Raw genomic sequence first — 11,633 nt, 5'->3', positions numbered from 1 at the left:
GACCGGCCACATGCCTGACCTTGGCCGCACAATCGTGTCTCTCAGGGGAGTATGAATAGCCGCTAGTCTCTCATGTTCCCTGTCAAGGTTGAAGGCAAGAAGGCTCGCCTGCTTGGCAGGTTTGCGAAGCAGTCGGACCGGCTGAAGCTGCACAGGGCTGGGGGTGGAGCTCAGAGACGACGGTTGATCAGACTCTCATCCGCGGGTTGGGTACCGGCCTTCCGTATCTTCGTCTCGGGGCTGTCCTCGGTCTAGAGGGCGGGCGTCGGGCGCATCGGCTTGGCCACATAACTAGCGACGGGAGTTCCCCACCGTGGCCCCACCCCCAACACTGTGCAGCGGGTTGGGTCGAGACCGGCTATGACGGCGCGACCTCCCGGCCGATGGCCCACAAGAAGGCGGCCATCTCGCATGCGATCGCAGCCACGACCACCGGCGGTTTCTTGCCGGCGGCGCTGAGGCGACGATAGCGGGCGCAGAGCCGGAGCTGCCCCTTCCAGGCAATATCGCGGACGGCCTTGGGCAGCCCCTCGAGCCGCACCCTCAGGGTCTCACTGACCCTGGCAGGATAGCGGTAAGTCCATGCCGCTTCGACCAGGGCGCGGCTGGCGCGTCGATTGCCGGCGAGCGTAAGGCTCGACCGGCGAACCGTGTCACCGGTCGAGCGCTCCCCCGGGACAAGGCCGAGAAAGGCCATCAACTGCGGCGGCGTATCGAAGCGACGCACATCCCCAATCTCGGCCGCAAATATCACTGCGACCAGGAACGAGGCGCCGCGCATGGCCTGATAGGCCTCAACGACTCGCGCCATGAACCAAGTTGGCACGACGGCGCGCAACTGCTCATCCAGGCGGTGTAGTCGCTGAGCCGCGTCCTCGATCGCGTCGATCTTCTCCTGGAACACGATCTGCTGCGCGGTATGCTCGAAGTTCTGTCGGGCAAGCCAGCGCCGGTGCGCCAATGTCCAATGACCGCCGTTCTGGTAGATCCGCCCATGGCGCAGAAGGAATGAGAGCAGCTGCTGGCGTTTGCGGCGCAGGTCGTCGGCTGCGGCTTCGCGGGCTCGGACCAGATCGCGGACAGCCTCGTGGACTACGTCCGGCACCCACACCCCGATCAGTTCGCCCGCCCGATGCAGTCGCGCCAGCGTGACCGCGTCCCGCCGGTTGGTCTTGACGCGCTCGCCCGGCCGCTTCGGGATCAGGGCCGGCGCAACCACCATGCAGTCGTGACCAAGATCGCGGACCTGCCGGCACAACCCATAACCCGTCGGCCCAGCCTCGAAGCAGACGTGCAGTCGATCATACTTTCTTCCCAGCTTCTTGATCGTCCGCTCTATCGCCGCCGGACTATTCTCGACCTCGCCGACGAACCGGACCTCGCCGGTGCGGCCGCCCTCCGCGATCGCAACCGCGTGCTTCTTCTTGGCTACATCAAACGCGACAAATGCTTCGCTATACTCTCCCATGGCTCGCTCTCCGTGCGTGAGGATCGGCTCGGCCCATCCGAGCAACCCTCGTCTTTTAATCGCACGAAAGGGCGGGCCACCGTTCTCCGCCTCGGAACATGACGTCTAGGGCATATGGAAGAGGCCAGGGAGGAAGCAAGGCAATTCCTCGCCTCCAATCCGGATTTCTCGATACAGCACTGGGCAAGCACACAACCGTTCCGGCACGAGGCCGATCGACAACATTTCATGGATGGCTATGAAGACGCCGGCCTGCCACTGTAGGGTCGGGACGTGGCCGCGACCCATGCGTGCATCGTCCACCAAATCGGCATAGGTCGAGCTGACGAAGATTTGGTATTTAACGTCCATGCGGCTTCACCCTTCGATCCGCCCTTGTAAGTCTGCAAGCAGGCTGGGGATAACGTTCCGCGCCCGCATCAAGAAGCCGAGTCATGATTCTTGCAAGGGGTGAAGCGATCAAAGCCCGACCCGCGCGCTGGCACGCTAGGTTGCCCGGTTTGCCGGAAGGAATAATCACTTGCGGCCGAGGAGTATGAAACGTGCGGTGCCCCCCGCCGCAGCGACAGCCTTCGCTATTCCTTCTTGTCGACCAGCGCCCGTAGTGCCGAGACGTCATGCAGCAATAACCTGCTGCCGCGCTTTTCGATCAGGCCTCTCTTGGCGAGGTCGCTCATTTCGCGCGAGACCGCTTCCCTGTGCGTGCTCATCGTTGCCGCCAGCTCGGAATGCGTCGGTGCCGGGCTTATGGACACCTCGCCGTCCACGAGTGCGGCTTTCTCCGCCCGATGCAGGAGCTCGACGATCAGCCGTTTTCGTACGACCAGAGTGCTGTATTCGAATACCCGCTCGGTCATGCGCCGGAGCTGGGCAGACAGATGCTCAAGCAGCATCCAGGCAAAAGTCGGGTGGGTCATCACGATATCCCGGAATGCTGTGCCGGACAGCCGTGCAGCGCGGGTTGCCTCCAGCGCGACGACGCTGGCAGAGCGTGCAATCCCGTCAATGCCTCCGAGCTCCCCGAAAATGTCACCCGGTTCGACATCACGATACGCTATCTCCCTGCCGTCCGCTGAAACCAGTGTCACGCGAGCCCGTCCTTCCAGCAGGAAGAAGACATCGCGACCAGTGTCGCCGTGGGAAATGATTAGCTCGTTGTGTCGATAGCTGCGCTCGTGCCACCGTTTGGTCAGCGCGGCGAGGTCGGCATCGCAAAGTCTTGAGATGAAGGCCAAAGAGCCTGTCACAACGGTCTCTTGTTCAATCAAGTGTACCTCACCTTACTCCCTATCCAAGGAAATTTGATGGCCGCAGGCCCCGCTTTCCGGGATGCAAACTGGGAGCGGATTTCGCCAATGTTTTGCCCGGTGTGGGAATTCCCACAGCCGAGCCTGGTTCGACTGTCATATCCTTGTTGCAACGTCAGGCCCGCCGGCTCGTGTGCCAGCCGGCGAAGGGAAAGGGAACAGTCATGAAATTCTTGGCTCCCGTCACAAAACTTGCTGCGGGGTTTCGCAAATTCGTCGCGCCGCGCTACCGCCCGGAGCTTTATTACATGCGTGGCCCGGGGCCAGCCACCGCCCGCCGTATGGGCACGCCGCGGCAAAACCAATCCATCGACCACTACGCCTAACTTCTCGCGGACGGCTGACGCTCTCGCCCGGAGTGCCGTTCGCGCCGTTCCGTACCGGTCAATTCAGATCAATGAAGGGACGATCTGATCATGGTTATAATTCATGCTGCCGCCATTGGTCCATTTCGCAGGTGGTTACGCCTCCGCGCCGAGCGAAAAGCTCGCTTGTCGGCAACGGACCAGTTGAGCCGTTTACCCGATGACGTCCTTGGCGACATCGGCATCTCACGTGACGAAATCATGTGCGATTTGCGAAGCCGCGCCAACCGTCATGCGGAGGCAGGCGCGGCCGGCACGACGATCGAGCGCACCAGGATCGCTTCGGCCTCGATCCCGAAACGGTTGGCCGCCGGCAGTGGCTACGCCTCGGCCGAGATCCCCTTTGGCTGGTCCACGAGCGCGCGATCGAGCCTTACATCGCGGCTTCGATAAGCAGCGGCGCGCGGACGGGACCTTCGAACGGCACTACACCTGCAACCCCAAGGACTGAATGTTGACCGACGGGAGCTGGGGAGGATCTCAAAATGATCATGTCAGTTGTTAAGTCCTCGCGCCTGTGACGCTCGGCACCGTGCTGATCGCAATCAGTCCGGCTTCATTGTCGGCTTCTGACGCTCAGGACCTCGCGTTCGCTCACGCTGACATGCAAATCAAACAGCTGAAAGACGTCTATTTGGATTGCGAGCGGGGAGGCCGCCGGTGCGCTGGGGACGGAAGACGTGATGTACTGTTCGATGCGCGAGTTCCGACTAGGCGCGAGATAGCAGATTGCGCATAATCAACGATGCATGGCCTTCTGCACCGTGCGACGCGGCCCTGCGATCGACCACTTCGAACCATGTTTGCAGTAAAAGGCCATTGCCCGGTCGTTTCCCTCGAGCACTTCGAGTGCGATGCTCGGGATGCCGGAATGGGCGGCAAAGACAGCGTGCAATATATTAGCGGCTAGCCCGGTGCCGTACTCGCTTTGATCGATGTGGAGCCGGTCAAGCACGACGTCGCCGGCTTCATTCATCTTAGCCATCGCGTAGCCGGCAATCGAGCCGTCTGGCCGTTCTGCCACGAACGACATTTTGTTGGTGTCTGTCAGTTCCGCCGCAATCCGCTGCAGCGTGTGATCTTCATCCGAAATGCGGGCCGCGGTCTCGGCACCCATGATTGGCGAGTACGTCCTGCGCCAAGACTCTCCAATGAGCAGCGATACCGACGGCACGTCCTGCTCAGTCATCGCTCTGATTTGCGTCATCGATAACGTCCCCTGCCGGTCAATTATAGCGTTGCCGGACGGGCCGCTCAAATTCGGAGCGGCGGCCTACCGCCGCTTCATCGCATGGGGGTCACGCCGTTCCCTTACACCTACCATCAGGCATGGTCCGCAGGTCGACTCCTACCGATGAGCTAACGTCCGCTCTGGAGAAGCACCGCGAATGTCTGAACATGGCGCAACTTGCTCGTTCCAATTGACGAGGCGAAGGGCAACATTCCACAGCCAAAACAGAAGTTCGTTCGACGGCGGTCGAATTCAAACCCATGATCCGATGCAGACGATCGTCGACACGCTGTCGAAGGTCCGAAAAAGAGTACGGCGGACGTTCGGGTGTCGGAGGCTGCGGGGCAGCCGATGTGGCGATCTGTGTTCGCGTGGCTCAGGTAGAATGTGGACCCAAAACGGGCCCCGCTGCTCTAGGTTGTGTTTTGGCAGCGATTGAGCTTTACCCTCGCTCCAAACGCAAATCAGGAGTATATTTGCTTATCGCTGGTTGGGACATTCCTGGTCCGGCGACTGAGAGCGCAAGACTCCCACATCTGGACTGGGCGCGCTTTGACTACTCGGCGCGCTCACGAGACTATCCGCTTCTGCCGGAACCTCTTTTGTTCGTTCCGACTGCAATCTGTTTGCAGCTTGTGGGAGAGCAGCATCCGATGCAGATCCAGAATCGCCGCCATTTCTTAGCCGGCGCTGCGGCAGCTGGTCTCGCGCGCCTTCTCGGCAGAGCGACAAGCGCCCGGGCCGAGCCCCCGCCTGAGACCACCTCCATCCGCCTTGCAAAGATCAGTGGCATCTGCATTGCGCCGCAGTACGTAGCAGAGGAACTGCTGCGGGCAGAGGGCTTCACCGACGTCCGTTATGTGGCAGCGGAAGCAGGCGTCGGGCAATCGGAGAAGATCGCGCGCGGCGAGGTGGATTTCAGTCTGAATTTCGCCGCACCACTCGCCCTTGCGATCGATGCCGGAGATCCGATCACGGTGCTGGCGGGCGTGCACCCCGGTTGCTTTGAACTCTTCGGAAAAGAGAATATCCGCAGCATCACAGACCTGAAGGGCAAGAGTGTCGGCATACAAGGACTGGGATCAACCCCGCATGTGTTCGTGACCAGCATGGCAGCTTATGTCGGGCTCGATCCCGACAAGGACATCAGCTGGGTCTCCAGTCCCTCCGCAAAGCCCATGGAGCTTTTCGTAGAAGGAAAGGTCGATGCGTTCCTCGGCTTTCCGCCCGAGCCTCAGGAGCTGCGCGCCCGCAACATCGGCCGTGTGGTCGTAAATAGTGCTATCGATCGTCCCTGGTCGCAGTACTTCTGCTGCATGCTGGCGGGCAATGCGGAGTTCGTTCGGAACAATCCGGCTGCCACCAAGCGCGTATTGCGCGCCATTCTCAGAGCGGCGGACCTTTGTTTCACCGAGCCACGGCGCGTCGCGCAACAGATCGTCGATAACGGGTTCACCGCCAACTATGACTATGCCCTGCAGACGATGAATGACGTGCCTTATGGCAAGTGGCGCGAATACGAGCCCGAGGACACCGTACGGTTTTACGCCCTGCGCCTACATGAAGCCAGCATGATCAAGTCAAGCCCACAGACGATCATCGCCGAGGGCACGGACTGGCGCTTCCTCAACGAGCTGAAGCGCGAGTTGAAGACGTGAGCAACTAGTAAATATATGGCCTGGAGCTCGCCATGCTGGCATGGCCGACGCTCGGGCTTGTCCACCGGTCAGCGTTCTCGGTGTCACACTGGCCAGCATTTGGAAGGGAGGTTCCCATGCATACCCTATACCCCGGACGATTCAGCCGACGGAGGTTCCTGCGTGGGATAACGCTGGCGGGGACAGCGGGGCTACTGGGGTGGCACCCCAGGCGAGCCGCCGCTGCGGAGCCACCGCCTGAGACGACGCGGATCCGGCTCGTCCGGATTCCCAGCATCTGTCAGGCCCCCCAGTATGTAGCCGAAGAACTGCTGCGCAGCGAAGGGTTCACCGAGGTCACTTACCTCCAAAAAGAGGGGACCGCAGATATCGAGACGGCCCTCGCCTCCGGTGAAGCCGACCTCAATAACCATTTCGCCGCCCCGCTCCTTCTCCGCCTGGAGGCGGGGGATCCCATCGTCATCCTGGCAGGACTCCACGTCGGCTGCTTTGAGCTGTTCGGGACCGATCGCGTCCAGGCGATTCGCGACCTCAAGGGGAAGACCGTGGCCGTGCCGGCGCTGGATTCCAGCCGATACGTCTTTCTCGCCACTATGACGGCGTATGTGGGCCTGGACCTCCACAAGGACATACACTTCGTCACGCATCCGGGATCCGAGTCCATCCGGCTCCTAAGTGAGGGGAAGATCGATGCCTACCTAGGCTTTCCCCCCGAACCGCAGGAGATGCGGGAGCAGCAGATCGGCCATGTGGTCATTAGCAGCACCGTGGACCGGCCCTGGTCGCAATACTTCTGCTGCATGCTGGCTGGGAACCGGGAGTTCGTCCGCACGAATCCGGTGGCCACCAAACGCGCCCTCCGCGCCATCTTGAAAGCGGCGGATTTCTGCGCCAGCGAGCCCGAGCAGTCCGCGCAGTTCCTGTTGGACCAGGGCTTTACTAAGCGCTACGACCTTGCCGTCCAGGTCATGAAGGAGATCCCCTACGGTCAGTGGCGCGAGTATAGCGCGGAGGACACCCTGCGCTTCTACGCCCTGCGCCTACACGAGGTCGGGATGCTCAAGAGCGCCCCCCAGAAGCTCCTGGCCCAAGGCACCGACTGGCGTTTCCTCAACGAACTGAAGCGCGAGTTGAAGATATGAGCAGGTGGCTGGCCGGCGCTCTGCTGTTGGCGCTGCTTGTTCCCTGGCCAGCGCACGCGCACGACGCGCCGCACGACCAGCGCCTGCCGAGGATCGGACCGGCCCCCGATTTTACGCTGACGTCGCAGGATGGAGCGCCCGTGTCGCTCCACGACTTTCGCGGCAAGGTGGTCGCCGTCACCTTCATCTATACTTATTGTCCCGACCTCTGCCCGATGCTGACCGCCAACATGGCGCACGTGCAGGACAAGCTAGGTTCTGCGTTCGGGCCCAGTGTTGCCTTCGTTTCGATCACCGTCGATCCGGAGCACGATACGCCCGAAGTGCTGAAGCAATATGCACAGGACTTCGGCGCTGATCTGGACGGTTGGGCGTTTCTCACAGGCGATCCGACAACCATCCGTGAGGTCGGACGCAAGTACGGCATCTTCGCGAGGAAGGTGGCGAAAGGAGACGTCGATCACACATTCCTGACGTCGCTCATAGACCCGACCGGCACCTTGCGCGTACAGTATCTCGGCGTCCGGTTCGACTTGGAGGAGTTCCGGGGTGACCTTCTCAGCCTCTTGGACGAATCCAAATAACATCACAAACCGGCTGGTGGGCTGGGTTGCGCGGCTGCCGGCGCGCGTGCAGACCAAGCTGCTGATCGCCTTTCTGTCGATCGTCGGCCTGCTGATCGTGCTCGGGGCCGTCGGGTTGCAGGTGTTGAGCGGGATCAACGATCAAACAAATGAGTTGATCAAGCTGCAGCGCCGGATCGCAGCCTACCGCCAGGTTCAGCACGACACGACGAACCAACTCTACAGCATCTCTACCGCGCTCTTGCTTCAGGACGACCGGATGCTGGATGCAGCGCTGCGCCAGCTCAGCCAGTTTGGCTACGACCTCGACCGCATGGAGTTCGTGGCCGAAAGTGAGGCGGCAGTGCTCGGCCAGGTCCGGCAAGAGTACGACCGGTTTACGGCGGGGGTGACACAGGTCGTGGAGCTCATCCGCGCCGGCCGCACGGACGAGGCGCGCAAGGTTCAGCAAACTGAGATCATGCCATTGGCCGAGCGCCTCGAACGGCTGACGAACCAGTTGGTCAACATCGCCGAAGCCGACATGGTGACCGCCATCGAAACGACCAAGGGGGCGTACGGCACCTCCCGGCTGATCGTGGTCTCCTTTGCGGTGGGTAGCATTCTGCTGGCGCTGGCGCTTGGCTACATCATCTCCTGGTCGTTGATCGAGCCGGTCAAGAAGATTGAGACGCGTCTGCGCCAGATAGCAGCCGGCGACTTTGCGCAGCAGGTTGCCGTCGTCAATCGGGACGAGCTCGGAGTGCTTGCCGGCAATGTCAACCAGACGTCCGAGCAGCTGGGGCAGCTATATCAAGAGGTGCAGGCGCGCACGGCCGAGCTTGCGCGATCAGTCGGCGAACTGGAGGCGCTCGGGGAAGTCAGCAAGGCGGTCAATTCGACGCTCGATCTCGACACGGTGCTACAGACGATCGTGGCGAAGGCGGTTCAACTCTCGGACACGGATGCGGGCACTATCTATGTGTTCAGCAGCACCAGACAACAATTCCGCTCACGCGCGACTTATGGGATGGGCGATGAGCTCATTGCCGCGATTTCCGACCAGGCCATCGGGCTGAACGATCCCGGGATTGGCGACGCCGCACGGCGCCGTGCGCCTGTCCAGGTACCCGATCTCAGCGAAGGAACGCCCTCTCCCGCTCAGAAGATCGTCCTCGACGCCGGATATCGCGGCGTCCTGGTGGTTCCGCTGCTCAGGCCGAACAAGATCGTCGGCGCGCTCGTCGTCAGGCGACGCAACCCAGGTGAATTCGACCAGCAAATCGTCCATCTGATGGAAACCTTTGCAGCCCAATCGGTGCTCGCCATTCAAAACGCGAAGCTGTTCCGCGAGATCGAAGAAAAAGGCCGGGAGCTAGAGGCGGCCAGCCGCCATAAGTCTCAGTTCCTCGCGAATATGAGCCACGAGCTGAGGACGCCGCTCAATTCGGTTCTGGGCTTTACCGAACTTTTGGTCGACGGGATTTACGGGGAGCTCCCGGACAAAGCAAAGGCAACCGTGGCGCGCGTGCAAGCAAACGGCCGTCATCTCTTGGGGCTCATCAACGACGTGCTCGATCTTTCAAAGATCGAAGCGGGTCAGCTCACGCTGGCGCTCGAGGATTATTCCGTTGGGCAAATTGTTCGATCGACCGTTACAGCTGTGGAGCCGCTGGCGCGTTCAAAAGGGCTTTCGCTCGCTGTGACCGTCGCCGAAAACCTTCCGCTGGGCCGCGGGGACGAACGCCGCCTGACCCAAGTCCTGCTCAACCTTGCCGGCAATGCCGTCAAGTTCACGGAGAGGGGCGCGATCGACATCCTTGCCGACGCGGTAGACGGCCACTTCGAGATAATCGTACGCGACACGGGTCCCGGCATTGCACCCACAGACCAGGCGCTCATTTTCGATGAATTCCAACAGGTCGACAACAGCAGCACCAGGCAGAAGGGTGGCACGGGTCTCGGCCTGGCGATTTCGAAGCGTATCGTCGAAATGCATGGTGGAACCATAAGCGTCGAGTCCGTGCCGGGTTCAGGCTCGACATTCCGCATGAAGATACCGATCCGAGCGGGAGAGGATGTGAAGGCAGCATGAGGAAGAGAATCCTGATGGTGGAAGACACCGAGGACAACCGGCAGATCGTGCGCGATCTCATCGCCACCACCGAATACGAACTGATCGAGGCCGCGGACGGTGCTGCCGGCGTCGCTGCCGCCGCAGCGCAAAAGCCGGACCTGATCCTGATGGATATTCAGCTTCCGGTGATCGACGGGTATGAAGCTGCCAACCGCATAAAGGCTGACCCGGCGCTCCGGCACATTCCGATAATCGCCGTCACCTCCTACGCATTGTCAGGCGACGAGGCGAAGGCCCTTGCTGCAGGGTGCGATGGCTACATTGCCAAGCCATTCAGTCCGCGCCAGCTGCTTGCCAAGATCCGGGAGTTGCTTTCCTGAGGAGACAGGGCCTTGCACGATCCGCCTCGCATTCTCGCCGTCGACGACACGCCGGAAAATCTCGAAATCCTGCGCATGCGCCTCGAGGCGAATGGCTACGAAGTGGTGACTGCAGCGGACGGCGAAGAGGGGCTTGCCATGGTGCGCAGCCTCAAGCCGGACCTGATCCTCCTCGACATCATGATGCCGAAGCTCGACGGGATAAGCGTCGTGCGCACGCTTAAGGCAGACGTTTCCCTGCGATCGATCCCCGTTATCCTTGTGACCGCAAAAGCCGATACACGAGATGTGGTCGAGGGGTTGGATGCCGGCGGCGATGACTATCTAACCAAGCCGTTCGAGCACAGGGCACTAATGGCGCGCGTACGCTCGATGCTGCGCCAGAAGGCGCTATACGATACCGTGGAGAGCCAGACGCGGCTCCTCGAGGATCAGGCAGCGCAATTGGCTGCATGGAATCGCTCTCTTGAACAAACAGTGGCGGAGCAGGTTACGGAGATCGAGCGAATCGGCCGGCTCCGACGCTTTCTTCCCGCGCAGGTCGCCGACCTTGTCGTTGCGGCAGGCAATGGAGACGCGCTTCTTCAAAGCCACCGTCGCGAGGTGACCGTCGTTTTCTGCGACTTGCGCGGCTTTACAGCCTTCGCCGAGACTGCCGAGCCCGAGGAGGTAATGATGGTCCTTGGCGAGTACCATTCCTGTCTCGGCAAACAAATCGTCCGTCACGAGGGGACTTTGGAGCGGTTCGTGGGCGACGGTATCGTTGTTGTTTTCAATGATCCGCTGCCCTGTGCCGATCACACCGAGAGGGCTGTCTCAATGGCTGCGGCGATGCGTGACGCAATTGACGAGCATTCAGAGCGATGGCGCAAACGGGACTACTTGCTTGGCTTCGGAATCGGTATCGCCCGGGGCCACGCCACCATAGGGCGGATCGGTTTCGATCAGCGCGCGGACTATGCGGTGATTGGCACTGTGTCGAATCATGCGGCTCGATTGTGCGAGGAGGCCAAGTCTCGCCAGATTCTCGTCAGCCAACGGGTTCTTGGTGCCGTTGAATCATTGGTCGAATCCGTTCCAGTTGGCGAACTGAGGCTGAAGGGGTTTCGCCGCCCTATGCTGGCTTACGAAGTTGTCCGGTGGCTTGGCCGGTCAAGTTAGTGATGAACGCAGCCCAATGAGTGACCCGCGGGCGAACCGAGCGACGGCATGAAATGACCGGTGTGGAAAGCGGTCGTTCGTCGGCAGCAAGCGAACGGCAGCAATTGGCGCTTTTTTCTCGTTCCGATCGAGGGAGCTACGGAAGAAAACCACCTCTCGCGACCTTCCCTAGTCGCGAAAACTCCCGATCAAGGCAACGGTTTTGCATGGGACTTTTGCACAGTCGCAGAACTCAACTTTTGCGACAACATTTCCTGCTTCCCGCTTTCCTTCTGATGTCG

General features: G+C 61.0%; 12 protein-coding genes. 8 read left to right on the top strand and 4 right to left on the bottom strand.

What is annotated here, in order from left to right; all coding sequences use genetic code 11:
* Nucleotides 1–358 precede the first annotated feature (358 nt).
* The 3 genes from NKJ32_RS17250 to NKJ32_RS17240 form a co-directional block, all read right to left on the bottom strand.
* Nucleotides 359–1,468: an IS110 family RNA-guided transposase gene (locus NKJ32_RS17250; RefSeq protein ID WP_352828144.1), complete on the bottom strand. Its 1,110-nt coding sequence runs from the start codon at nt 1,466–1,468 to the stop codon at nt 359–361.
* A gap of 105 nt (nt 1,469–1,573) precedes the next feature.
* On the bottom strand, nt 1,574–1,819 hold the full coding sequence (locus NKJ32_RS17245; RefSeq protein ID WP_352594028.1) for a hypothetical protein: 246 nt from the start codon (nt 1,817–1,819) through the stop codon (nt 1,574–1,576).
* A 224-nt stretch (nt 1,820–2,043) separates the two neighbouring features.
* Nucleotides 2,044–2,703 carry a Crp/Fnr family transcriptional regulator gene (locus NKJ32_RS17240; RefSeq protein WP_246804769.1) on the bottom strand — a complete coding sequence of 220 codons (660 nt, stop codon included), beginning with the start codon at nt 2,701–2,703 and terminating at the stop codon, nt 2,044–2,046.
* A gap of 236 nt (nt 2,704–2,939) precedes the next feature.
* On the opposite strand from NKJ32_RS17240, the gene NKJ32_RS17235 reads away from it, so the two are divergent.
* Complete coding sequence (locus NKJ32_RS17235; RefSeq protein ID WP_167522729.1) at nt 2,940–3,101, top strand: hypothetical protein; 162 nt, start codon at nt 2,940–2,942, stop codon at nt 3,099–3,101.
* A 165-nt stretch (nt 3,102–3,266) separates the two neighbouring features.
* Nucleotides 3,267–3,533, top strand: coding sequence for a YjiS-like domain-containing protein (locus NKJ32_RS17230; protein WP_352828142.1), 267 nt, complete (start codon nt 3,267–3,269; stop codon nt 3,531–3,533).
* Between the two features lie 346 nt (nt 3,534–3,879).
* Here the strand turns inward: NKJ32_RS17230 and NKJ32_RS17225 are convergent, their stop codons facing one another.
* Nucleotides 3,880–4,398: a GNAT family N-acetyltransferase gene (locus NKJ32_RS17225; RefSeq protein WP_352643182.1), complete on the bottom strand. Its 519-nt coding sequence runs from the start codon at nt 4,396–4,398 to the stop codon at nt 3,880–3,882.
* 626 nt (nt 4,399–5,024) lie between these two features.
* Between NKJ32_RS17225 and NKJ32_RS17220 the strand changes: the two genes are divergently transcribed.
* The 6 genes from NKJ32_RS17220 to NKJ32_RS17195 are packed head-to-tail and all read left to right on the top strand — an operon-like array spanning nt 5,025 to nt 11,352.
* A complete protein-coding gene (locus tag NKJ32_RS17220) occupies nt 5,025–6,029 on the top strand; it encodes an ABC transporter substrate-binding protein (RefSeq protein WP_352594563.1) in 1,005 nt (334 codons plus the stop codon).
* Nucleotides 6,030–6,061: 32 nt separating this feature from the next.
* The gene (locus tag NKJ32_RS17215) at nt 6,062–7,171 is read left to right on the top strand and encodes an ABC transporter substrate-binding protein (RefSeq protein ID WP_352594565.1); all 1,110 of its coding nucleotides are present in this window, start codon (nt 6,062–6,064) and stop codon (nt 7,169–7,171) included.
* Between the two features lie 26 nt (nt 7,172–7,197).
* Entirely contained in the window at nt 7,198–7,755 is a 558-nt protein-coding gene (locus tag NKJ32_RS17210) for an SCO family protein (protein WP_352625526.1), read from the top strand.
* Complete coding sequence (locus NKJ32_RS17205; RefSeq protein WP_352594568.1) at nt 7,721–9,829, top strand: sensor histidine kinase; 2,109 nt, start codon at nt 7,721–7,723, stop codon at nt 9,827–9,829. The genes NKJ32_RS17210 and NKJ32_RS17205 overlap by 35 nt, the downstream gene beginning before the upstream one ends.
* Nucleotides 9,826–10,191: a response regulator gene (locus tag NKJ32_RS17200; RefSeq protein WP_352594569.1), complete on the top strand. Its 366-nt coding sequence runs from the start codon at nt 9,826–9,828 to the stop codon at nt 10,189–10,191. The genes NKJ32_RS17205 and NKJ32_RS17200 overlap by 4 nt, the downstream gene beginning before the upstream one ends.
* A 12-nt stretch (nt 10,192–10,203) precedes the next feature.
* Nucleotides 10,204–11,352: a response regulator gene (locus tag NKJ32_RS17195; RefSeq protein ID WP_352594571.1), complete on the top strand. Its 1,149-nt coding sequence runs from the start codon at nt 10,204–10,206 to the stop codon at nt 11,350–11,352.
* Nucleotides 11,353–11,633 lie beyond the last annotated feature (281 nt).

Origin of the sequence: Mesorhizobium sp. M0159, from assembly GCF_040322295.1 — a bacterium.
In the GTDB taxonomy this organism is placed as follows: domain Bacteria; phylum Pseudomonadota; class Alphaproteobacteria; order Rhizobiales; family Rhizobiaceae; genus Mesorhizobium.
This window is presented reverse-complemented; position numbering and strand designations above follow the sequence as displayed.